Source organism: Blautia sp. AF17-9LB (assembly GCF_003479185.1).
Taxonomy (GTDB): domain Bacteria; phylum Bacillota; class Clostridia; order Lachnospirales; family Lachnospiraceae; genus Fusicatenibacter; species Fusicatenibacter saccharivorans.
The window spans coordinates 193,632-218,146 of record NZ_QUGU01000002.1 but is presented as its reverse complement, the minus strand read 5'-3'; the positions used below and the strand labels follow the sequence as shown (position 1 = coordinate 218,146).

The 24,515-nt window shown below is 49.1% G+C and carries 19 protein-coding genes and 2 pseudogenes; 4 read left to right on the top strand and 17 right to left on the bottom strand.

Going from position 1 to position 24,515, the window contains the following annotated elements; all coding sequences use genetic code 11:
* Positions 1–108: 108 nt before the first annotated feature.
* Positions 109–1,092 carry a 23S rRNA (adenine(2503)-C(2))-methyltransferase RlmN gene (gene rlmN / locus DWX00_RS03080; RefSeq protein WP_002584956.1) on the bottom strand — a complete coding sequence of 328 codons (984 nt, stop codon included), beginning with the start codon at positions 1,090–1,092 and terminating at the stop codon, positions 109–111.
* 289 nt (positions 1,093–1,381) lie between these two features.
* On the opposite strand from rlmN, the gene DWX00_RS03075 reads away from it, so the two are divergent.
* A complete protein-coding gene (locus DWX00_RS03075; RefSeq protein WP_117964060.1) occupies positions 1,382–2,590 on the top strand; it encodes an IS110 family transposase in 1,209 nt (402 codons plus the stop codon).
* A 126-nt stretch (positions 2,591–2,716) separates the two neighbouring features.
* Here DWX00_RS03075 and DWX00_RS03070 read toward each other — a convergent pair whose 3' ends face one another.
* Complete coding sequence (locus DWX00_RS03070; RefSeq protein WP_003431289.1) at positions 2,717–2,902, bottom strand: cysteine-rich KTR domain-containing protein; 186 nt, start codon at positions 2,900–2,902, stop codon at positions 2,717–2,719.
* Between the two features lie 397 nt (positions 2,903–3,299).
* Here DWX00_RS03070 and DWX00_RS03065 point away from each other — a divergent pair, with 397 nt between their 5' ends.
* From DWX00_RS03065 to DWX00_RS03055, 3 genes are all read left to right on the top strand, one after another.
* On the top strand, positions 3,300–3,656 hold the full coding sequence (locus DWX00_RS03065; protein WP_002584957.1) for a helix-turn-helix transcriptional regulator: 357 nt from the start codon (positions 3,300–3,302) through the stop codon (positions 3,654–3,656).
* Between the two features lie 201 nt (positions 3,657–3,857).
* A complete protein-coding gene (locus DWX00_RS03060) occupies positions 3,858–4,187 on the top strand; it encodes a plasmid mobilization protein (RefSeq protein WP_002584958.1) in 330 nt (109 codons plus the stop codon).
* A complete protein-coding gene (locus tag DWX00_RS03055) occupies positions 4,148–5,482 on the top strand; it encodes a relaxase/mobilization nuclease domain-containing protein (RefSeq protein WP_118594636.1) in 1,335 nt (444 codons plus the stop codon). Before DWX00_RS03060 ends, DWX00_RS03055 begins: the two co-directional genes overlap by 40 nt.
* Before the next feature lie 201 nt (positions 5,483–5,683).
* Here DWX00_RS03055 and DWX00_RS03050 read toward each other — a convergent pair whose 3' ends face one another.
* From DWX00_RS03050 to DWX00_RS02980, 15 genes and pseudogenes are all read right to left on the bottom strand, one after another.
* A complete protein-coding gene (locus tag DWX00_RS03050) occupies positions 5,684–5,893 on the bottom strand; it encodes a transposon-transfer assisting family protein (RefSeq protein WP_002584960.1) in 210 nt (69 codons plus the stop codon).
* A gap of 4 nt (positions 5,894–5,897) precedes the next feature.
* Positions 5,898–7,370 (bottom strand): annotated as a pseudogene (locus DWX00_RS03045) (YodL domain-containing protein); the annotation flags it as partial.
* A gap of 178 nt (positions 7,371–7,548) precedes the next feature.
* Positions 7,549–9,015: a relaxase/mobilization nuclease domain-containing protein gene (locus tag DWX00_RS03035; protein ID WP_117963946.1), complete on the bottom strand. Its 1,467-nt coding sequence runs from the start codon at positions 9,013–9,015 to the stop codon at positions 7,549–7,551.
* A gap of 61 nt (positions 9,016–9,076) precedes the next feature.
* Entirely contained in the window at positions 9,077–9,346 is a 270-nt protein-coding gene (locus DWX00_RS03030) for a protein BART-1 (protein WP_117963947.1), read from the bottom strand.
* 16 nt (positions 9,347–9,362) lie between these two features.
* Positions 9,363–9,668, bottom strand: a complete 306-nt coding sequence (locus tag DWX00_RS03025) for a hypothetical protein (RefSeq protein WP_117963948.1) — start codon at positions 9,666–9,668, stop codon at positions 9,363–9,365.
* 151 nt (positions 9,669–9,819) lie between these two features.
* A complete protein-coding gene (locus tag DWX00_RS03020) occupies positions 9,820–10,152 on the bottom strand; it encodes a plasmid mobilization protein (RefSeq protein ID WP_117963949.1) in 333 nt (110 codons plus the stop codon).
* Positions 10,149–12,005, bottom strand: a complete 1,857-nt coding sequence (locus tag DWX00_RS03015; RefSeq protein ID WP_243037933.1) for a helicase-related protein — start codon at positions 12,003–12,005, stop codon at positions 10,149–10,151. Before DWX00_RS03015 ends, DWX00_RS03020 begins: the two co-directional genes overlap by 4 nt.
* A 284-nt stretch (positions 12,006–12,289) precedes the next feature.
* Positions 12,290–14,176: a group II intron reverse transcriptase/maturase gene (gene ltrA, locus DWX00_RS03010; RefSeq protein WP_118594703.1), complete on the bottom strand. Its 1,887-nt coding sequence runs from the start codon at positions 14,174–14,176 to the stop codon at positions 12,290–12,292.
* Between the two features lie 749 nt (positions 14,177–14,925).
* Positions 14,926–17,904, bottom strand: a pseudogene (locus tag DWX00_RS20505) (DEAD/DEAH box helicase family protein); the annotation flags it as partial.
* Between the two features lie 1,349 nt (positions 17,905–19,253).
* Positions 19,254–19,598, bottom strand: coding sequence for a TnpV protein (locus DWX00_RS19975; RefSeq protein WP_227970575.1), 345 nt, complete (start codon positions 19,596–19,598; stop codon positions 19,254–19,256).
* An 803-nt stretch (positions 19,599–20,401) separates the two neighbouring features.
* Positions 20,402–20,608 carry a transposon-transfer assisting family protein gene (locus DWX00_RS03000; protein WP_097783070.1) on the bottom strand — a complete coding sequence of 69 codons (207 nt, stop codon included), beginning with the start codon at positions 20,606–20,608 and terminating at the stop codon, positions 20,402–20,404.
* On the bottom strand, positions 20,609–21,202 hold the full coding sequence (locus tag DWX00_RS02995; RefSeq protein ID WP_117963951.1) for a YodL domain-containing protein: 594 nt from the start codon (positions 21,200–21,202) through the stop codon (positions 20,609–20,611). It lies immediately after the preceding gene.
* Complete coding sequence (locus DWX00_RS02990) at positions 21,189–21,497, bottom strand: immunoglobulin (RefSeq protein WP_117963952.1); 309 nt, start codon at positions 21,495–21,497, stop codon at positions 21,189–21,191. Before DWX00_RS02990 ends, DWX00_RS02995 begins: the two co-directional genes overlap by 14 nt.
* On the bottom strand, positions 21,494–22,381 hold the full coding sequence (locus tag DWX00_RS02985) for an LPD16 domain-containing protein (protein WP_117963953.1): 888 nt from the start codon (positions 22,379–22,381) through the stop codon (positions 21,494–21,496). Before DWX00_RS02985 ends, DWX00_RS02990 begins: the two co-directional genes overlap by 4 nt.
* On the bottom strand, positions 22,378–24,456 hold the full coding sequence (locus tag DWX00_RS02980; protein ID WP_117963954.1) for a DNA topoisomerase 3: 2,079 nt from the start codon (positions 24,454–24,456) through the stop codon (positions 22,378–22,380). The genes DWX00_RS02985 and DWX00_RS02980 overlap by 4 nt, the downstream gene beginning before the upstream one ends.
* Between the last annotated feature and the right edge of the window lie 59 nt (positions 24,457–24,515).

The window sequence follows — 24,515 nt, the reverse complement described above, 5'->3', positions numbered from 1 at the left end:
ATAGGGAACAGCGGCTTTTGCGCAATATTAAATAAAAAAGCCGATAACACATAGGTTTTTTGACCTAATGCGTTATCGGCTCTGCGTCTATGCGTCTGGCACTTTTAATCATTTTTTTTTGAATTTATTATATGTGTTAGCTAACTGTCCACAAGCCGCGTTAATCTCTCTGCCATGAGAAACTCTCATAGTAACTTCAAGTCCTGCTTGCTCTAATTGATGTTTGAATGCAACTATTTCCCGTTTCTGTGGTGCTTTAATTCTTGAATTGCTTGTTGGGTTGTATTGTAACACGTTAATCATAACTTTTTTGCCCCGAAACCATTTTGCAAGTTGTCTTACATCTGAGGGCCGGTCATTTATACCCGGTAAAAGCAAATACGCAAAGACAATTTTGCGATTATGCCTTTCAGAATAGGATAAGGCTTGCTTAACAACATCTTCAATAGCATATATGCGCATGTGAGGAATAATACGATTTCTTGCAGATTGTGTTGCTGCGTGTAAAGATATTGTCAACTGAATTTTAAGATGTTCCTCGCGCAATTTTTTTAATTGATCGACCGGACCAACTGTTGATATGGTAATGCCGTCGGTTGGAAAGTTGAGCCCATATCTATCTCGGAGAATATGGATTGCTTTTATCAAGTTGTCATAATTGAATAAAGGCTCTCCCATACCCATAAAAACGATACGGTTTACTTTTCGACGCAACAATATAATCTGTTGTACGATTTCTGACGATGTTAGATTACGAACAAAGCCATTTCGCCCGGACTCACAAAAAATACAACCAACAGGACAACCGACTTGTGTGCTCACGCAAACAGTTCCACCATCTCGCCGCTTGATAAAAACCGTTTCAATGTATTTGTTGTCTTTCAGTTCGTAAACATACTTTTCAGTATCACTGCTTTTGCAAATATTTTTTACCAACATTGATAGATTTTTTTTGCGTGGTAATTGCTTATATAATTCTTCATATAAGGCTTTTGCTTCATTCTCGCCAATAACTTCCGACATTTCTTTGTAAGTAAATCCGTATGGATCATTCCGTACTTCCGCAGGCGTATATTTAGGTAAACGTTTCATTTTTATATCCTTTCTATTACAATAAATTTGGACAGGAAAGCCGGGCAGCCAGTCCGGCTTTCATCCGTCTCATGCCTAAGCTACAATAAGAGGAGCAACCGGCTGACCTCTCCTTTCTTGGGCTTTCGTGTCCGTTCAGAAGACTGTCAGCCGTCCTCTTATTGTAGCGTTCGATTTAAGCAGGTTGAGCCTACCGCAATGCCGGGGAGTTCGTGTCACCCAATAGATTGAATCGGCAATGAGTAAAAGATGGGTTCCGGTTGCGCGATTTTGTACTGGAGGTAGATACATGAACTCTGTTGGCATTGATGTTTCCAAAGGCAAAAGCATGATCGCCGTCATGCGCCCCTTTGGAGAAGTGGCGGTCTCTCCCTTTGAAGTTCGTCACACGGACAGCGAACTGTGCGAGCTGGCAAAGCTGCTTAGAAGCCTGCCCGGTGAGACCCGTGTCGTTATGGAAGCCACGGGTAATTACCATCTGCCGGTAGCCTGGTTACTAAATGACTCCGGCTTTTACGTTTCAGTAGTCAATGCAATGTTGGTGCATGGCTACGGGAACAACAGTTTGCGGCGAGCCAAGACCGACAAGAAGGATGCCATCAAGTTGGCAAACTACGGTCTCGATCACTGGCTTGCCTTACCGAGGTACGTTCCGGAAGAAGATACCCGATTGATGCTGAAAAACTGCTACAGGCAGTACCAGCAGTATTCCAAGGTACAAACCATGCTGAAGAACAACCTAATTTCTTTGCTGGATACTGCTTTCCCTGACGCAAATCGCCTGTTTTCAAGCCCTCCACGCGCTGACGGCAGCGAGAAGTGGGTGGACTTTGTAGCCACATTCTGGCACTGTGAGTGCGTTTGCGGCAGCTCTGAGAAAGTCTTTGTTGCCAAATATCAGAAGTGGTGTAAGAAACTCGGTTACAATTTCAGCGAGGATAAGGCGCTGGATATCTACGCTTCCGCCTGCGGCCATTTTGGTGTCATGCCAAAGACAGACACCACTAAGCTTTTGGTGGAACAGGCTGTCTCTCTGCTCCGGGTAACCTCAACGGCATTGGCCTCTCTCAAGCAGGAAATGCAGTCACTGGCAGCTTCGCTTCCGGAGTATCCGGTGGTAATGAAGATATTTGGCGTTGGCCCGGCACTCGGTCCACAGCTCATGGCAGAAATCGGAGACGTTCGCCGCTTTCATTCCAAGAAAGCCTTGGTGGCATTTGCGGGTATTGACGCCCCTCCGTACCAGTCTGGGCAGATGGATGTTTACAGCAGAAGCATCTCTAAGCGTGGTTCGTCCTCGCTGCGCAGAACGTTATTTCTCGTAATGGGGATTTACTTGCAGAACGCTCCGCCAGATGAACCCATATACCAATTCATGGACAGAAAGCGTTCCGAAGGAAAGCCTTACAAGGTTTACATGATGGCCTCGGCGAACAAATTCCTCCGCATTTACTACGCAACTGTTAAAGCTTATTTGGACGCCTTAGACGAGGCATAATGCCGTTTCATCATCTACGGACAGCCACCATCTGAAATTTCAGATGCAAAGTGGCTTGTTTGGGTGCGCCATTTTTGTGCTGCTTAAATTTTTGAATTTTTTTCTTGACTTTTGTTAGCAGGTCTTCTAAATAATAAAAGTTTGTTTTTCTGTATTTTTGATTACAATCTCTAATTTTTCTACATCAATGATATGCGTCAATTTGCATTTAGGGCAGAAAAGAGGAAAATCTTTTAATACAGTATTATGAAATACTTGAACTCTCGTCTTTCCGTTACAAATCGGACATTTTATCCAATATTTTTTAAGCATTATATTTCACTCGTCCTTTTTACACAAAAAAATGCAGGTCAATCCTCAACATGAGCATTGACCTGCATTTATAATGCACAGAGCAGTACAACAAAACTAAGGCATAGCTTGCACTATGTCTATACTATATCTATACGTCGTTAGTTTTTTGTATAGCATCCGCAAAATAAGCATGACAAAAAAGCCCATGTTGAAAATGGGAAAATCCTTTTTTTCAATGCTTATCTAATACGCATGCTATGCAACATAAACGCCGCCTCCTTTTACATAAATTTTATTTTATCAGAAAATCAGTCTACTGTCAATACACAACAGGAAGTATTTAACCTAATGATATGAATTGTGTGGACATATCAAAAAGAAAGGTGAACTGTAAAATGTAACAGGGTGAATGAAAATGGCAAAAAGACCCGTACCATTGTACGACTTTAAGGCTTTCGGGGCAGCTATAAAAGCCGCGAGAAATGAATACGGCGAGAGCCGCAAAAAGGTAAGCGACGAGTTATATATTTCCCCGCGCTACCTTGCGAATATCGAGAACAAGGGACAACAGCCGAGTTTACAGGTATTCTATGACCTTGTAACCCGGTATCATATTTCGGTAGATCAATTTTTCTTCCCGAACAGCAATGCGGAGAAATCCACCGGGCGGCGGCAGCTTGACGCGCTGCTGGACGGTATGAGCGATAAAGGCATACGGATTGTAACCGCAACAGCAAGGGAGATAACGGAAGTCGAAAAAGCAGAGGATTAACCTCACAATATGAGAAATCGGGAGATTGCAGCGCATGGCGGCTGCAATCTTTTTTTGCGTCCAAAATCAAAGGAACGCGCAACAAATACCGCCTTTCGGTGGGGGTATGGAGTAGATAGCAAGCACAGCAAACGAGTACCCGTTTGCGGAAAATGCTTGTTGGGATAATCCCAAACCCTTATACCGAAAGGCGGTGCGGAAATGGAAAACCGAAAGAGAAATATACAGATGAAGTTTTACGTTACGGAAGAAGAAAAGCGGCTGATCGACGAGAAGATGAAGCAGCTTCCCATAAAGCAGTATGGGGCATACTTCCGTAAAATGGCGATAGACGGGTATATTCTTGTCGTTGACCGAAGCGACACAAAAGCATATATCCGGGAACTGCAAGCGGTGAGCCGGAACATCAACCAAATTGCAAAACGCGCCAATGCGACGGGGACGGTTTACAGGCAGGATATAGAGGACATTAAAAAGGCGGTGGACGAGATATGGCGGTTACAAAGACGCACCCTATTAAATCAACCTTAAAGGCTGCGATAGACTATATCTTAAATCCCGAAAAGACAGACGGGAAGCTGCTTGCGTCCTCTTTCGGCTGCGGGCTGGAAACCGCCGATATTGAGTTTGCATGGACGCGGGAAGCTGCCGGAGATCGCGGCACACATTTAGGGCGGCACTTGATACAATCCTTTGCGGTGGGAGAAACCACACCGGAAGAAGCGCACAAAATCGGCATGGAACTTGCCGGGGCGGTATTAGGCGGCAAGTATGAGTTTGTTTTGACAACTCACGTCGATAAAGACCATCTGCATAATCACTTGATTTTCAACGCGGTTAGCTTCGTTGACTACAAAAAGTACCATTCCAACAAGCAAAGCTATCACTTTATCCGGCGCACCAGCGACAGGATATGTAAAGAGCATGGGCTATCCGTCGTCGTACCGGGACAGGACAAGGAAAAAAGCTATGCAGAATACACCGCCGAAAAGCAAGGGACAAGCTACAAAGCAAAGCTGAAAACGGCGATAGATACTCTCATTCCCCAAGTGAAAGATTTTGACGAACTGCTGCGCCGCTTGCAGGAAATGGGGTATGAAATCAAACAGGGCAAATACATTTCCTTTCGCGCTGCCGGACAGGAACGGTTTACCCGCACAAAGACGCTCGGCGCGGCCTATACGGAAGAAGCGATAAAGGAGCGTATCAAGGGCGTGTATGTTGCCAAAACAAAAACGCTGCGGGAAGATAAGAAAATCCGGCTTGTCGTCGATCTTGAAAACAGTATCAAAGCCCAACAGTCGGCGGGCTATGAACGGTGGGCAAAAATCCATAATCTGAAACAGGCTGCTAAAAGCATGAACTTCCTAACCGAAAACAAGATTGAGTATTATAGCGAACTTGAAAGCAAGATAGCCGATATTATGACCGCTCATGACGCGGCGGCAAAGGCGGTTAAGGAAGTGGAACAGCGTATGTCTGATTTGTCGCTGCTTATCAAGCACACCACCACATACCGACAGTTAAAACCGATTTACGATGAATACCGAAAATCGCCGGACAAGGAAAAGTATCTGCGGGGGCATGAAAGCGAAATTATCCTGTTTGAAGCTGCGGCAAGGGCATTAAAGGAAATGCAGATAAAGAAGCTGCCCGATCTCGCCGCGCTGCGCAAGGAGTATAGAAGCTTAAACGACAGGAAAACCAAATTGTATGAAGATTATCGGCAAGCCAAGAAGCAAATGCAGGAATACGGCGTTGTCAAAAAGAACGTCGATAGTATTCTTTACCCGTCCCAAAGCAGGGCGCGGGAGCAGGAGCGATAAGGCGCAAAACATGGGGTGGCAAGTGGAATGTTAAGGGCTGAAAACGCCTGTGTTTCTGCGGCTTCCAGCGCATGAAAACGACATAGACGATAAAGTATATTCAAACCCGCAAAAACGGCTTTCTAATTGTCCACGCAAGGACAAAAAAAGAACAGGGGCGCGGTGCCGGAAATCGGCAACCGCGCCCCTGTTCTCTATGGGCTATTCCTCGTCGGTCAAGATAAACTCCCTTTCGGAAAACTCGCTGTCCGTCATGGCTTGCAGCTTGTTCACCGCTGCGGCGGCAAGCTGGCGCATATCCTCGTCCATGTAGGGCATGGCGGCAAGGATATTTTCAAGCGTTGTTTCCCGGCTGTCCTCGGCGTAGATCGCAACAATGTTTTCTTCCTCAATGGTAAAGCGGGTATTCATGCTATCAAACCTCCAAATCCTTTTTATGCTCTTTCTGTTTATCTTTCGGCTGCTGCGCCGCCTGTTTCTTGTATTCGTCCAGCTTCTTCAAAATGGACGGTTTTTTCTGCGGCTGTTCCCGTTTCTCGGCTTTTACCGCTTTTGCAAGGTCGGTAACGGAAATCGCTTCCCCCGCCTTTGCCCGCTGCTCAAAATCTGCAACGGTGGGCGTTTGCGGCGTATTGTTGATAAGCCCGTCAAAATTGTTGTCGTTCTGCTCTATGGTGTCCTCGACGTGCTTTAAGGGATTATCCCGCTGCGGCTGCTCGGCGGCTATGGCATAAGCCTGTGTGCCATTCCCCATAATGAGATACTTCCCGTCCTCCGACGCATGGTGAAAACCAAATCCCGCCGCTTCGATCTGTTCACGGCTCATATCGGTAATATGAAAATTGCCCCTCGGCGTTCTAACGGTTTCACCCGTCAAAAGGCTGTCGGGGGTCGCTTCCGGCTGCTGCTTTTCAAGCTGCCCGTCCTTGTAGGAATATCCTTGCGCCGCGATTGCTTCAAGGGTCTTGCCCGTAACGTCGCCATAAATCCGCTTGTCTGCGTCAACCAGCATTTGCAAAGTGTCTTGTACGGTGTCGGACAAGGCTTGCTGCTGTTCGGGCGGCAGCTTGTCAAATACGGGGGTCTGCTGCTCCTGCAAAAACTCCGGCACTTGCTGAAAACCGATACTGTCTACATAGTGGGCGGTGTCCTCGTCGTTCTGATGAAGCACAACAATGTCGGAAACGGAAAGGCTATGCCCCTTAAAGTCGGCGGGGTGGTCGATATTAAACCTTTCCCAAATGTCGCCCAGCGTCATATCCTTTGTAAGCGGTGCAGTATAGACGAGTTCATAATTTACCCGGTCAATGGTAAGTCCAGCCGCTTGCAGACGGTCATAAGGCTCAAAGCGCAAGTCCCTTGTTTCGTCCCCGCGCTTTAACTGATAAATGGAAAAGGTATCGCCCTGCTCCTGCTCGGCTTGCCGCTGCTGCTGCAACTCGGTAAAATGCCCCTCAATCTCGGTAATGAGTTCCTTTGCGGTGGTCTGTATTGTTTCAAGGGACGCTTTTAACTCGGTCATTTCCTTGCCGCTGCTCCAACCAGCCACATAGCCGAAAGAGTAATCGGAAGTATCAAGGCCGAAATGCTGGCAAACCGTATAAGCGACGCTTTCCGCTTCTACCTCGCAGGTATGGCGGTCAACGCGGTTTTGCTGCTCCGGCGGGGCGTTTAAGTCTACGTCGTGCAGCTTCGCATGGGCGATTTCGTGAATGGCGGTCTTTACCGCCTGTAATTCACTCACGCCCTCTTTGATTGCAATACGCTTGTCGGTCAAACTGAAATACCCATTTGCGCCGTTTGTGATCTGCTCAAATGCAATCGGGACGGGGGACGCTTTTTCAAGGGCGGCGAAAAAATCCTCGTACTGCTCCACATCGGCAAGCAGGGCTTTCGTGACACGAAAGCGATTTTCTGCTTGTTGGGGAAACTCCCCAATCCCCATAGAACGCTGCCTGCGGCATCGAGCTGCGCATCCGTTCCGGATGCTTTAACGGCAGTTCCTGCCAAAGAAAAAAAGCCCGGTGCAGCATGAGCATTACGCCCACACTGCACCGGACATTCCATCATCTACTATTCTCCTTATTTTCTTCTTCCTGCCGCACTTCCTGCTCATGCAGTTGCTCTTTTTTCTGTTCGTCCTCTTTCAGGATTTCCTGCACAATCTTCTGTGCCACAAGCCAATCCTGCATTTCCGATTTGGTCTTGCGATACTCTGCATAGGAGCTTTTCTTTCGTTCCAGAAGCATCGCATACTCTGCGTTCAGCTCGCTGATGCGCGGGAGCTTTTTGTCAGAGCCATTCTCTTTCTTATAACCATCAAACGCCTTTTTCGCTGCGCTGCGTAAGGCCAGCGTATCCCGATGGGCTTCATAGAACTCCCGATTGTAGCCGGATGCTTTATATGCGGCAAAAACATCTTTTGTCTTGGCATAATTGATTAGATGCTTCCGCAGCACTGACACTTCCGACATCCGTGCCTCATCTGCCTTTACAGATTCCAGCAACGCATCGCATTCTTCAGAAATCCCATCTGCTTTTTCTTTCAGCTCTGCATAGCTCTTGATTCCATGCTCTTCCATGAACATCATAGCTTTCGCCATCTGCTTCAGATTAAAGACTTTTGCCCAGCGTGCATATCCCGCGCCTTTGCCTGCCTGCATTTTGGCACGGACATCTATAAGGAACGACAGCTCCGCCTTCTGATGCACCTGCGCCGACCGTGCGCTTGTGCGAGTTTTCTCTACAAATTTGCTTTTATGAACCGCATTTCCAGCAATCACTTCGCATAGTTCTTCAACCGAATATCCTTTACCAAGAGAGCGGAAACGAGCAAATCTGGCGTGGCCTTTTCCCCGCAGTGCAGGCTGTTTTCCATCTTTATACTCGTACCCTACTTCCTGCAAAATACCAATCAGTTCCCGGAAGTCTTTTGGTTTTCTTTCCAATACCGTATCAATGGCCTCGCAGATTTCATCACGCTGCGATTTTCTCTCCGGGTATTCCGTTCTCTTCTGCCGCTCCCCATAGGGCTTCCGGATAATGACCGACAGCCGATGTTCCAGGCAGACGATATCACTGAGCCTTGCCAGTGCAAGTCCTGACAAGCGAAAATCTCGGAATTTTCTGGTGCAGTCTAATGTAGTCGAATTAAAAATAATGTGGTTATGAATGTGCGCACGATCAACATGGGTAGCCACGATAAATGCGTGTTTTCCCTTGGTGAATCGCATGGCTGTCTCATACCCAACCTTGTTCGCCTCCTCCGGCGTGATTTCTCCGGGCTTAAAGGATTGCCGAATCTGATATGCAATCACATCATGCGCCTGGGTTCTACCGGTGATATGCTCATACTGCCGTTTAGAAAGCAGAAATTCTTCATCACAGGTCTTTGCGTCACAGGCATACGCGCTGATATATTTTCCATCTTCCGTCTTTGCTGCATTCTCAGAATAATCAGTACGGTCAGCCAGACACTGCGCTACCGTCTTTCCTTTATTGATATGCAGCGCAATTAGTCTTGTAGCCGCCATTTTTCATATTCCTCCATCTAAAAAGAGCTACCCGAAGGCAGCTCTTACCAATTCACTATTCTCATTTTAACATCCGTTCCCGATCATAAGCTCCCTGCAAATAAACGGCCTGCTTGATGATCTCTTCCATATCGAAATAGACGCACATAATGCTTTCGTACAGCTTCCACACATTAGATTCGCTGCCGCCCACCATTTCCATCAGCTGGTCTTCCATCTTCGATTGCTCAGACTGTTTTTCCTGATAAGCAGTCTCATTCACAAAATGATTCTCTCCATCTGTTTCCTCGTATCGTAAATCATAATAATCTTTCATAAACTGAATATCCATCAAATCCCTCCTGAACTCAAATTGTCAAAACATCCTCTACACGCTCACATAGCCGCTCCATCAGTTCCATGATGCCGCCCGCACCAACCGCAGCTGCGAACAGTCCCATCTCAATCAGGGTCAGCAGGAACACATCCGTCCAGCTCGCCCGAACCACCGAATAGATGCCGCAGCCAAGAACGAACAGCATAACCGGTGAAAGCACCCACAGGGATAGCTGCATCAGCAGATTCCAGATAAAGCATAGAAATCGCAGCAGAAACGCAACCGGCAGCAACAGGATTTTCAGCACCAGCTTCAACAAAAAACATACGATCTTCATGGATTTCACCCCTTCGTTTTTCTTTTCATCTTCATTTTATCGTACCTGCTTGCCAAACACCACGATGTCAACAGGTAGACCAAGAAATATGTAACGGCACAGACAGTTTCATCTGTGCCATGTGCTGTAGAAATCCCGCACATTTGCGCCGTCAGCGAATACCAGAAAGCCTCTTCAGGATCAGCTTCTGCATCTCCCAGAGTTCATCCAGCCGTCTCTGCAAATCCCGGATATCCTCCGCATAGATGCTTCCAGATTCATTGGCGCGTTTTGCGTACTGATTCAGGTTGTTGCTGCATCGGCGAAGAAGGATGGATACCTGCGCCACATCCGACAAATCAAGATTTACGCAGTACCCGTCCATCGCCATCTTTCTCATATAGGCACCGGTATTCCGAATACCCAATTCCTTCTGCTTTTCACGAATCCTCGCCAGCTCTTCCGGGTTCACCCGGACATTGATCCAGTGTTCCCGAACACTCATAGTGCCACCTCCTCATCCCGATGTGTCATCGGCGGAATGCGACCAGCACGATCACGCAGCTCTGCCAGGACAGACGGCTTTTCTGTTGTATTCTCACGGTCAGGATCATCATTTCCACGGTCATCCATATTCAGCAGTGCGTCCAATTCTGCCAGTCTTGCACTCTTCTCTGCCAGTTCTGCCTCCTGGGGAAACGGTTTTCCAAGCTCGGCCTGCGCAGCTTCCTGCTGGCTCCTAAGACTGTCCAACTGCTGTTCTGCCTTTTCCAATCTTGCAGGAATCCCAGCAAGAGCATTGTCCAGACGCTGGATATTACCCGCAGCACTGGTTCCGATGGGTACCCGGTGGGTCATCTCGCCTTTCAGCAGTACCTGATACTCTTTCTGGAAGCTGTCAAATGCCAGTTCCATCTTGAAACCTCGATAACTGCCAAGCGGTACCGGCTCCAGACTCTGATTGGCTTTACAGACCGCAAGGATTGCTTCACCGGCCTCGGCTTTTTCAATAAAGCGTGTGCTCTTCACCTCCATGCCGCAGAAACCCTCTTCCGGCAGCGGATGTGCCGCCACCGTCCGGATATCCGACTGAAAGCCCTTGATGAACCCCTGTGTTTTCTCAATCTCCGCAGGGAAATATTTCATCAGCTTATCCTCCAATCGGTACTGCTGGCTCTGATGATCTGCTTTCAGCACCTTCAGTCTTGCAACATCTACATCCAAGTCCATTTTTTCCTTGATTTGCGGGTCTCCTGCACAAAGTGCCTTGATCTCCGCATAGGAAAGTGCCTGCTCATCCACATCATCACAGGAACGAACCGGAGATTTGCTGGTCATGATCTGGCTGATAAACTTCTGCTTATTCTCCAGTGTCTGATAGAGGTAGGCATCAAAGGTTCCTTCCGTCACATACTGATAAACCTGCACTTCTTTGTTGCGGTTGCCCTGACGGATGATACGACCATTTCGCTGGGTCATGTCCGCAGGCCGCCAACCCACATCCAAATGATGCACGGCCACCAGTCTGTCCTGCACGTTCGTGCCTGCGCCCATCTTCTGTGTCGAACCTAACAACACCCGCACCTGTCCGGTACGGACTTTGGCAAACAAATCTTTCTTTTTTGCCTCGGTATCCGCATCATGGATAAATGCGATTTCTTCCTCCGGTACGCCGGACTGGATGAGTTTGGCGCGGATATCCTCATAGACATTGAAGGTTCCATCGTTCTTCGGCGTGCTGAGGTCGCAGAACAGTAACTGGGTCAGCTTATCCGACTGTCCTTCCTCATAAATCCGAAGCACATTCCGCACACAGGCGTTGAGCTTGCTGTTGGGGTCATCCGGAAGAAGCGGATTCATCAGCCGCTGATCCAGCCCCAGCTTTCTGCCATCCGATGTGACTTTCAGCATATTATCGACCGATGGGTCTACCACACCGGAATGCACAGCCGCCGCCCGTTCCGAAAGCTCCGCCACCATCGCCTGCTGATGCTCCGAGGGCTGCACTACCACGGTTTCAAACTTTGCCTCCGGCACCGGCAGATGCAGCTGATCGGAAGTCTTGATATCTGCCACTTCCTTGAACATATTCATCAGCTCCGGCAGGTTGAAGAACTTTGCAAATCTTGTTCTTGCCCGGTATCCGGTTCCTTCCGGTGCCAGCTCAATGGCCGTGGTGGTCTCACCAAAGGTAGAAGCCCAGCTGTCGAAATGGGTCAGCCCTTTTTGCTGTAACGTGCCATACTGGAGATACCGCATCATGGTATAAAGCTCCGTCATGCTGTTGCTGACCGGGGTTCCGGTCGCAAAGATGATGCCGCGCCCACCTGTCAGCTCGTCCATATACTGGCACTTCATAAACATATCCGAAGATTTCTGCGCTTCCGAAGTGGACAAGCCTGCGACATTGCGCATTTTTGTGTAGAGAAACAATGTGCAGCACCCCTGCGGCTGCGAAGCAGTCCGCAGAGTAGTCTGCTTTGTTGTGATAGGTAACTTTTTGAAGTAATCTCCAAGTTTTCCCCCACCTCACGCCGGGCGTGCACCTTTCAGCGCACCCGGCGTACCATCAAATCGATTTACTTTCTTCCTTCAGATTTCAACACTGCTGTGTTCTCACGGACACAGAGTGGTTGTAAATTTCACAGTTTAAGTTTTTCGCGGTATTTCATGATTTTGCCTACCGTCTTTGCATCAAGCTCAGGCGGTATTGGACTGTTGTGAACCATGCGGTGGCATGGTTCACACAGCCAAACCAGATTCGGTACTTTATTGATTCTATCAAGTGGAAGCTTGTTTTTAACGTGGTGACAATGCTTTTGAAGCATGGGTGAGAAGGCATTTCCACAGCATTTACATTTTCCTTTGTCCCTGCTGTAAGCATACTCCCGGTTCATATAATACTCAAAATTCATCCTTCCCTTTGCGTACGCTGATATCGCAATATCGCTTGGGGAGTTAACGGATGGACGGTCACACGGAAGCGGCTTGTGCTTAGTACGGTAACTTACATATCGCCTACGCCCTTCCGCTGTGTACGGTGTCATTTTCTGGTCAAATGGCTTGGATTCATAGTGACTATGCGTGATGAACGCATAAGTTATACCAAACCAATTTCCTTCGACCCATACAGCAAATGTCTTGCTCTCGTAGCCTTTGTGTCGGTCAGGAAGATTGCAGAGCACCTTCAGCGGCACCTGCATGGAGTTGTACCGTTTGGGGTACAGCTTTTTCCATACGGCCAGTGCCGCATTGTTTACTCTGCGGTCTATCGCATGGTAGGCATGAGCACAGATAGATGTCTGCAAGTACTGTGCCATACCCATAATGACAGAGTTAACGTACTGAATTTGCGCAGCCTGCACATTAACTTTTTGACAAAGTTCTATGCGGTGCACTTCTTCGAGCAGTTTCTTAATCTTCTTTCCTAGCCGCTCCATATCCGGCAGCGGCTTTCCAACCAAATGGTTTGTCCATGTTGCCGGGTCAGGAGTTTTCCGTTTTCGTTCGGCCTTTACCACAAAGCCAAGAAAGTGTATACCGTTTGTCCGCAGGTCTGTTACATAGGTCTTTTCCTGCGACAGTTCAAGTTTCATTCTGTTCCGAAAATATTTTGTCAAGACACGTTTCAAACGGAGTGCTTCCTTCTCCGTTGATGTTAGAATCACCCAATCATCGGCGTAGCGATAATTGTACTTTGGTGTTACGCCAGCCCATTTTAGTCGCCTCGTATCGTTGCATTTGTGCTTGCACTGTCTGTGCGGTTCCATATACATACGACCAACATACCAATCAAAATCATTCAGATAGACATTGGATAAAAGCGGTGAAAGGATTCCACCCTGCGGTGTACCAAGCTCTGTTGCATGAAATAGGTCATTTTCCATATATCCAGCTTTCAGCATCTGGCTGATAAGTTTCAGCACACGTTTGTCATGGATACCGATTCTCCAGAGCTTTTGCATCAGCAGGCGGTGATTGATATTGTCGAAGCATCCCTTGATGTCGCCCTCAACTGCCCACACGGGTTGGTCAGGCGATTTGCATCCAGCATTTATGACATTGATGATACCCCGGATTGCATGTTTCTGTGCCCGATAGGGGCGAAAGCCGTAGCTTTGCGGATAAAATCTCGCTTCACAGATCGGCTCGATAATGATGCGCACACACTCCTGTATGATCCTGTCCAATACGGTAGGGATGCCCAGCGGTCTTTTCTTTCCGTTACTCTTTTCGATATATTCACGGCGGGCTGGTTTGGGGCGGTAGTTGCGAAAACTCGATTGAATCAATAAAATAAGCTCATCTTTTGGCATTTGAAGGTATTTGTCCATTTTTATCTTATCCACGCCAGCAGTTTTGCTGCCTTTGTTGGACTTGATATTGTGGACGGCGGTTACAATGGTCACTTCATTTACCATCGCTTCCACCAGACCGGTGAACGATACTCCTTGACCGGACTTCTCATAGAGAAAGTCCTGAATCTTTTTAAGTTCCGTTTCCGTTGAAAATCTGACGTTCAAATGCACAAGGTTTTCACCTCGCAGTTCGTCACCCATCTTTCAGGGAGTTATAGGATTTTCGTTTTGTGAAATTTACAAATCGATTTGACTCGTATCCTTCGCCATGGAATATTTCAATTCCGTATGACTGGCATTACCCAGCCCAGACTACTATGATACGGCTGACTTCCTGTTGCTTTCACTGCGCTGTAACGCTCCAACAACAGGCTCTCAAACGTTCCTTAATCTCTATCCCTGTTCTGAAACCCTTAGGCCGCTACCTTACACCGGGAAAATCTAACCATGCTTTGAACCACAGTTGCTGCATGATTCCTGATGGGGATTTCATCCCACAGGGTGTGTGCAGAAAAACCAGCCACACACACTTTTTCCAAGGGTCACCCTTTCGGATGCCGTTCGCTCTTACGATGCTGCATAGCTTTCCCTAACGGATAGCCATAGGTTTCGGAAGCCCGCACCATTATTATCCATGCCTCTTTGCAGAGGTTTAGGTTTTCAGGTTACGCCTTCACCACGCTCTGTACAATGCACACTTACAGGTGGCAACGCACAGTGGAGTATTAGCTCTCGTACTGTCTCAAACTTTGACTTGTTCTTAGGAACTTCTTCCTTGACATTGGTTCTGTACGGCAGAGGAATTTCACCTCTGATTTCGAGATTAAAGTTCTCTGTGATATTTTCTTATTGCTAAGTGCAATCACATGGTGCTTTTCGTCCTTGCTGTCAACAAGGGCTTATGCACAACGTTTCGCACGGTTCTTAAACGCGTGTGCCTCGTCTACAAACAACCGGTCTACGCCCAGCTGCTCAAAGGTAATCACATCGTCCTTTCGGTCGGTTGCCCGGAGTTTCTCCAATCTCGCCTCCAATCCTTTCCGGGTTTTTTCCATCTGTTTGATGGAGAAACGTTCGCCATTCTGGGATTTCATCTCAGCAATGGCATTTTCGATTTCATCAATCTGGGCAGTCAAAATCCGCTCCTGCCGTTCTGCGGACACCGGGATTTTCTCAAACTGAGAATGCCCGATGATGACCGCATCATAATCGCCAGTGGCAATTCGTGCGCAGAACTTTTTTCTTCGGGCAGTCTCAAAGTCCTTTTTGCTTGCCACCAGCAATTTTGCACTCGGATACAGGCGCAGGAACTCGTTTGCCCACTGAAGGGTCAAATGATTCGGAACAACGAACATGGATTTCTGGCACAGTCCCAACCTCTTTGCCTCCATAGCAGAAGCGGCCATCTCAAAGGTCTTACCGGCACCTACCTCGTGAGCCAGCAGCGTATTGCCGCCGTACAGCACATGAGCAATGGCATTCTGCTGGTGTTCCCGCAGCCGGATTTCCGGATTCATGCCGCCAAAGCGGATATGAGAACCATCGTATTCACGGGGACGGGTACTGTTGAACAGCTCGTTATACTTTTCCACCAGTTCCGCACGGCGATAAGGGTCTTTCCACACCCAGTTCTGGAACGCATCCTTAATGGCCTGCTGTTTCTGCTGGGCGAGGGTGGTCTCCTTTTTATTCAGAACGCGCTTCTGCTTGCCGTCTGCATCCTCCACGGTATCGTAGATACGGATATCCCGCAGATTCAGCGTATCCTCCAGAATCCGGTAGGCATTGGCACGGCTGGTGCCGTAGGTCATATAGGCATGAACATCATTCCGGCTCGGTGTACTCTTGCCAGTGATCTGCCATTCTGCCGTCATGGGAGAGAATTTCACTTCAATGTTTCGGCGCAGGTAAAACGGCGGTTCAAAGGTTTCTTCCATAAACTGCTGGATATAATCCCGATTGACCCATGTGGCACCAAGGCGCACATCAATCTCCGACGCATCCAGGTCTTTCGGCTGCGCCTTTCTCAAATATTCCGTGTTCACTGCAAAGGCAGAGTCCGAAGCCGCAGCCAGTTCTGCCACACGGAGCTTTTCACGGACATTGCCGGACAGATATTCATCAGCCGTCACCCATCCGTTTTCCTCGCCGCCCTGCGTCATCGGGTCTTTGAAAATGACACCATGCAGTTCCTGCCGGATTTTTTCATATTCTCCCGGTGTACCTAAAAGCTCCGACATATAGGGCAAATCCACTTTGCCGCGCTCTCCGATGGAGATTGCCAGAGCCTCTGCCGGAGTATCTACGCTGGTAACAGCCCGTTCCGGTCGAATCGTCCGTTTGGTGAACATATCCGCCTTGGATTCCAGCCTGCCGTTTTCATCTACATTTTCCAGAGAGCAGAGCAGATAATAAGACGAATCTTCTGAAAAAGCCTGCGCATTTGCACGGGAGTTGATAAGCCCATACTGATCGGCGAATCGGTCATAGGCTACATTCAGTTCCCGCTGTTTCTGGGCAATCGCGTCCTCCGGATAATCGTTCAGCTGATAGTCGATCAGTTCCTGCACAATGGTACGAAGCTCCACCATGCCCTTGATCCTGCCGGTGGCTGTCGCAGAAAGGTCAGCCTTTCGCATGATGCTGTTCTCACGGAAGTAGACATCCCCATCCACCACCGCATAGGAGAAGTTCTTTACATTGGGGTCTGCCGGAATGGTTTCGCCCTGCAAGGACAGTTCTTCCTCCGGTGCCAGCTCCTGCGCTTCATAGTGACCGCCGATATGCTGCACAGCCTCATGCAGCTGGTCTCCCAGATCCTCATCCGGAATCGGAATGACCGTACATTCTTCCTTGCCGTACTGGGTACTTTCCGTTGTAATCTCACCCAGCACCATTTCCGGGTGGTCAACAAAATAGCTGTTGAGGGTAATACCCTCCGATGTCAGCCCCAGATGCACCCAATCCGGTTCGATATCAATGGGATGGTCTCTCTTTTGCAGAAAAATGATATCCGACACTACATCTGTACCGGCATTGGCACGGAATGCGTTGTTAGGAAGTCGAATAGCCCCCAGCAGTTCTGCCCGTTGCGCCAGATACTTTCGCGCGTCCGGATTCTTGGAATCCATCGTGTAGCGGCTGGTAACAAAGGCCACGATGCCACCGGGACGAACCTGATCCAATGCCTTGGCAAAGAAATAGTTGTGGATAGAAAATCCGAGTTTATCATAGGGCTTATCGCTGACACGGTAGTTGCCAAAGGGCACATTGCCCACGGCCAGATCATAGAAGTCGCGCCGGTCGGTGGTTTCAAAGCCTGCCACCTTGATTTCTGCCTGCGGATACAATTTCTGCGCAATGCGCCCGGTGATGGAATCCAGTTCCACACCATACAGTCTGCTTCCCAGCATGGAATCCGGCAGCATACCGAAGAAGTTGCCGACACCCATCGAAGGTTCCAGAATATTGCCTTTCTCAAATCCCATACCGTCCAATGCCTCATAGATTGCACGGATCACGGTAGGGCTGGTGTAATGCGCATTCAGAGTCGAAGCCCTGGCTGCGGCATATTCTTCTTCCGTAAGAGCTGCTTTCAGCTCCTTATATTCGCCTGTCCAGGCAGTTTTCTCTGCGTCAAAGGCATCTGCCAGCCCACCCCAGCCGACATAATTGGCCAGCGTTTCCTGTTCCTCCGGTGTCGCATCCCTATGCTGATTTTCTAAGGCTTTCAGCGTGTAGATGGCATCCATGTTGGCACGGAATTTCTGCTTTGGGCTGCCTTCACCGAGATGAAAGCTGTTGATGCGGTAGTTTTCTGCATGAGTGCTCTCCGGTTCTGTCTCCTGGATAGTCAAGTGCTGTTCTTCACTTTGCTTTTCTCTGCCAGGATTCAGATCAACCACCAGATTGTGCAGGTGAACATTTTCCTCATGCCCCAAAAGTCTTGCCAGATTCTCCTTGCTTTCCGAGCGGAAGATCGGATACACGGAATCCGGGTCCCGAAGCTCCACGTCGAAAAGCCCGACTTTTTCAATCGTAAATGCCTTTCCGTCCAGATACAGCGTATCACCGACACGATAATCCGGCTGCACCGGAGCTGCCGGTTCTGGCTGCACAGTCGCAGGCTCTTTTTCAGCCTCCATATTCCTGCCGCGAATCTCCTGCAACGCCTCTGACGCACTCACATAATCGGCAAATGTCTGCACTTTTCCGTCCGAATATCCGTAATACTCTTCTTTAACATAATCCCAGATGGCAAACGCATCCTTAGAATCCGGGAAATTCTCGCCGGTCATCGTGACCACAAATCGTTCATTCGGTGCATAGCCTGACTCTCTGGCAAGTTCTCTGGCGTGTTCCTGCATTTCCAGCACCAGAGGATCTGCCTCTGCGTGAACCGCTTCCGGTGCTTCTTCGGATTCCACATCCGGGAATGGAATGTCCTGCTGCAAATTCTGTTTACTCTGCTCAACATAGAGCCAGTCTTTGGCCTCCCGTTCCTGGACTTTTTTAATCAGTTGCTGACGGTAGGTCTCTGCCTCCCATTCGCTGGTAAACTCCTCGCTGACACCATCCGGCTCTACATGAATGCCGTCCTGAATATCATCCCAGACCGCATAGCCATCGTCTGTCTCCATCACGGTAAAACGCTGGGGTGCCGCCAGTTCACTCCGGGCATAGACATCCGCAGCCGTATTCAGCATGTTGTCCACATGCTCATTTCCAGTATCGTAGTGTTCCGGTGGCGTTGGAGGAAAGACATGGGCAGCAGTCGGCATAGGAAGCGGCGCGCCGTATTCCTGCTCCAGCTTTCGATACTCTTCCATTTCCAGAGCAGTCAGGTACTGACCATTTTCCACAAGCCGGTCTAACCGCTTATCCACCGCCGACCATGTGAGGCGTACTTCCCGGTCATGACCATAATTGCGAAGCAGAATGCCTTTCCCGTCATAATCCGCAAAACCGCGACTGCCATCCATAAAGGTATAGCTGTGACCACCGATACCATATTCCGCTTTCAGAAATGCAGCTCGTTCTTTTGCGTCCCCTTGCTGCTGATACAGCGCATAAATACGGATTTTTCCGCCCTCAAAATTGGAGCCTGTCCGCAGCATCCGGTCGATTTCATCCTCAGAAATGACAAAAGCGGAGGGCTTTTCGCTCTCCGCTTCTCTGGCTGCATTTTCTGCCGCCGCATCAATTTTCTGAATCTGCTCTGCTTCGGACTGAAACAGGCTCATAAAATTTAGCTGTTGATAAGTTCCGTCAGAATGACTTCCTCTGCCTGCGCTTTCAGCATGTTCATGTGCTGCACCCAGGCCATCTGGTTCGATTTCTTGTCCGGTGCCGGATTCGCTTTCAGAAGTTCCGCCATCATCTGCTCCATCCGTGCGGTCGCGGTCTCCTGAATCTCCCAAAGGTGCGGATACAGCTTCTCGGTTAGGATCAGGTGATTGTACAGCAGCGTGTTGTTCTCCTGCAGGAACGCTCTGCGCATCCTCCCGTACTTGCCCAGCGGCTTCTGTTCCTGCACCGACAACTGGATGTCCGGAATCAGGTAATCGCCGTTCTTCGTGTAATTCAGCTCCATCATAGTTTTGGCTCCTTTCTGCCTGCTTATCTCTTTCATAGGTTCGGATCGTGCGTTCAATTTCCCGGAAGATCTGGCTGGACATTTCGCTGACCGCAGTTCCCAGCACATTGGCGGCAGCCTGCGTATTAAAATCAAAGATATCCAGAAAATCCTCGTGCTCAAAATAGTCATCTGCATTGCCCACCGTCCGGGTAAAGACGGAATATGCGATGCTGACAGCGGCAGCTCTCTTAAAGGAAGCTCCGATGTTGAGTTCATCATACCCTTCCAGATAGGAATCTGCAACGATGTCACTGATCTGCCTGTGGTTTTCCTCCCAGTAATCCCTTGCAAGGCGTTCCGCCGCTTCCATAATGTGATTTTCCAGAGATCCGGCACCGGCAGGCACATCAAACGCTGCATCCATTGCTCGAATGATCGGCTGCTCATGCTCCGCATTCATTTTCCAGAGCTGTACCGGACGTGAATTCTTCCGTTCTCCGGTATCTGCCACATCAAATACATACCGCAGTTTCGGCTGCTCGCCACGCATATCCAAAAGAGCAATGCCCTTGGAACCACGTTTCACATAGCGGTTCATCCGATCATTCCAGAGATCGTACTCCGCACAGGCCGTTGCTTCCGGCCTCTGCTTATAGATCATCAGCTGCTCCGCAAAAGGATACTTATAAAGCCTTGCGGATGTGGTCAGAAACGCTGTCCACTGTTCTTTGCTGCCAGTGATCTGTGCCGCAGCTTCCTGTGCCATCTGCATATAATAAGCCGTTTTCGTCATCATCTGTCTATTTTCCTCCTCTCTCTTATTCGTCCGGATACAAATCCAGTGCCTCATATTCTGCATCTGTCATCTCTGCCAGTTTCGCAAGCAGCGAGGCCGTCCACCTGCGCAGGTTTCTGTCTCTGCCCGTCAGACTTTTTTGCATCGTCTGAAGCTCTGCAATCAGCCCTGTCCGTGTGCCAGGGCTGTAAAGCATCATGAGCATCCATTCGTCATCCGTAAAACGCATTTATAACTCCTTTTCTTCGCAGCACCTGCGAGGCGGCGCAGGCGGCACCGCCTCCTGCTTTTCCTTCAGCTGATCCAGAACCGATGCTTTCTCTGCCGGTTCTTCCTTCTTTCCGTTATTGATCACGCCGTCAATCATGCCGTAATCGTCCTCCATCGCCATTTCTGCGGCTTTCAGGTAATTCTCCGGTTTCAAAAATCCGGGCAGTTCCTGGAAACCGATGGAATCCACATAGTGACAGCTTACAACACCATTCTGCCGTAAAGCCACGATGTCAGACACAGAAAGACTATGCCCAGTAAAATCATCAGGGCGGGAAACATTGAATTTCGCATACAGTTCCTCCAACATCGTATTCTGATCCTTGTATGGAAGAAGCGGAGCCGTATACACCACCTCATAATGGTCAATATCCGGTTCCAGCCCCATCCGTTCCAGTTCGCGCATAGACGAAAAGCGTTCATATACCGTATTCTCGCTGCGGCGAAGCTGCAAAATCGCATACTGGTCGGTAGCGCTGTCGAGAAATGCCATCATTCTTTCGTCCGGTGCCTGATTTCCATGCACTTCATCCCATTTTTCAATTCTTGCCATCGTTCATTTCTCCCTTCTCCATAAACGGCAGGCCGTTTTCCTTTGCTTCCTGTCGCTGCTGTTCCCGTCGTTTTTCACTATAAGGCGGTCGGATACCAACACAGCGTTTCGGAATCGTATAAGTGACTGACCCTTGCTCCCGATGCTCCAAAACAAACTGCTCCGGATACTGTTTTCGCAGTTTCCGAAGCTTCTTAATCAGGCGGCTGTCATGGGTGTAAATACTGGCAGTATCCAGTTCATTGTCAAAATTGATGACGGTTTCCTGCTCTGCCTTCGTAAGCTTATATTTCATCTCTCCGCCTCCTTCGCCTTGGCAGCTTTCGCTGGTGTATCCGTTCTGGAAGACAGATCCGAGAGTTTACCCAGCACAGATTCCCGTCTACTGATTTCTGCATCCTCTGCTCGATCACAAAGTTCATCATAGTCAATCCGCGTCATGGTGCGTCCACCGAACCCATAATCCGAAAGAATCTGGTCTCTGGCTGCATTCATGCTGATTTCCGGGTTGTCGATCTGTCCGCCGTCAATTTCCGTGAAGTCCTTATGATATAAGGTATAGTCGTAACCGTCCTCACAGGTCTGAATGGCAAGAAAGCCCTTGCTTCCCAAATCCCATGCGCTGTGTTCTTCTGTAATCAATGGCTCCGGGCGGCATGTGCCACCGCCGCGTTCCAGCATTTCTGCCAGCTGACAGATGTGCAGAACATCATACCCAAGGCGCAGATGATATTCGTCCATATATTCGCAGCGGGCTGAGAATTTTCGATTCGGATACTCGACCTCCACCGCACTGCCATCCGGGATTTTGAACCGATCCTCGTAGTTGCTGGTGATAAACCGGATATTTTTAGCATTCTCCAGCTCAGGATCAGCCTTTTTCATCTGCCAAAGAACCTTTCTGCCGCCTCGCATCTGCTCCAGCATCTCCGGGGCTACCGGCGCAACGGCAAGACCGTCAAGCTGGGGAATCTTCTGGAGTGCCGCCATCCTCGCGCTTTCTTCCAGCGTAGAAAACGGCTGTTTATCCAACACATCCCAGCCAATACGTCCTTCGGCGGTCTGCACCTTACTGTTCATATCAAAGCAGTGGAATTCCACGCCGTCCTGCTTTTCCTGCAAGGAAAGCAGAGCGACATTATCCACCAGATAAGCTGCATTCATCATTTTCATGCTCATTTTTTACCTCCAAACTCCAGCTTAAATGCTGCTGCACCGTCCTCGCCAGTCTCTACATAAACGGTTGTGTCATAGTAACGATTGGACTTCCTGGAATAGCAATGGGTAAGTCGTGCTTTCCCCTGATTTACCAGTTGGCTTGCCAGTTCCTCTGTCATCTGCTTTCCCAGTGTCTGAAAGAACCTGTTTTCCTTCCAGAGCGCAAATTTACAGCCCTTATCCCTGCAAAACCATCCCTTTGCCGTTTCACAGACATCATTGCCGCAGGCCGGGCAGGAACCAATGACTTTCCGTTCCGGCTGCATCAGCACATCAGCACCTTTTACAGCCTCGTAGGTTTTAACAAGTCCGCTGACCATGCTGCTGATTTCGCCCATAAAGGCATCGCTGTCGTACTCGCCGTGTTCTATTTTCAGCAGTTTTTCCTCCCAGTCTGCCGTCATGGATGGGGACTGAATCTGTTCCGGCACCACCGTCACCAGCGCATTTCCCTTGTCCGTAGAACAAAGATATTTCGTTTTCTTATCACCCCTGCGCTCGATAAAGCCTTTCTGCACCAGTTTTTCGATGATGGCAGCGCGTGTAGCCGGTGTGCCGATGCCTTTTCGCTCTACACCGGCCGGAAATTCATCCGAGCTGGCACTCTCCATCGCTGAAAGCAGAAGATCTTCGGTAAATCTCTTAGGCGGGCTGGTCTTGCCCTCTTTCAGATCGACACCGGCAAGTTCCAGTGTCATGCCTTCCGAAAGCTCCGGAAGATCACCCGCCTCCGCATTCTTCTCAGCATCTTCAACCGGCTTTCCTGCATATCGCCTCCAGCCCATATCCGTGACTGTTTTGCCTTTCGTGCGGAAATTCTGACCGGCGCACTCCGCTTCCACTATGGTTTCTGCATAGTGGCAGGGTGTTCCGACCGCACAAATCAGCCGCACCGCCAGCAGAGTAAGAATCGCTTGTTCTCCACTGGGAAGCGAGGAAATGTCATAACCCGCCGCTGTTTTTGTAGGGATAATGGCATGGTGATCGGTGACTTTCTTAGAATTGATGACCTGCGCTGCATTCACCGGTGCCGGTACATCCGCCTGAATCTGAAAGCTCTGCTGGATCACAGAAACAAGTTCCGGCACCAGCGGTGCCATATCATCCGTCAGATACCGGCTGTCGGTACGGGGATATGTCACGAGTTTCTTCTCGTACAGAGCCTGTGTGTAATCCAGGGTCTGCTGGGCAGTGAATCCCAGCTGCCGATTTGCTTCTCTCTGAAGCGATGTCAGATCAAACAAGGCCGGGGGCTTCTCTGATTTTTCTTTCTGCTCTACCTTGGTAATGATGGCACTTCCTGCCTGGCAACACTCTGCCACCAGTTTTTCTGCTTCTGCTTTTTCTTTCATTCGCTCACCGCCCGCTTGAAAATCCCGAAATTTTAATTCTGCCGAGTAGAACGGCTCCGGCTTGAACGCCCGGATTGCTGCATCTCGCATAACCACCATCGCAAGCGTTGGTGTCATCACGCGCCCCACATTCAGGGTCTGCCCATACAGACATGAAAAAAGCCGGGTGGCGTTGATTCCGACAATCCAGTCGGCTCGCTCCCGGCATAAAGCCGCCTCATATAAGGCATCATATTCTGTTCCCGGTCTGAGCTTCTGAAAGCCTTCCCGGATAGCACTGTCCTCCATTGATGAAATCCAAAGCCGTTCCACCGGCTTTTTGCAGCCGCACTGATGGTAAACCAGTCGGAAAATCAGTTCGCCCTCACGCCCTGCATCGGTTGCACAGATCAGACTCTCCACATCTTTCCGCTGCATGAGCTTTTTCAGGATTCCGAACTGCTTTTTCGTGCTGGCGGACACCTGATACTGCCAATGTTCCGGCAAAATCGGAAGATCATCATACTTCCACTTGGCATACTTTTCATCATAGGCTTCCGGCTGGGAAAGTTCCACCAGATGCCCCACACACCAGCTGACAAGGTAGCCATTGCCCTCCATATAACCGTCTCCGCGCTGATTTGCCCCGATCACCTTCGAGAGACTCATGGCAACCGAGGGCTTTTCCGCTAATACAAGCTTCATTCGATACTGCTCCTTTCGCAAAAAAATTAGCAGCCAGGCACCGAAGTACATGACTGCTA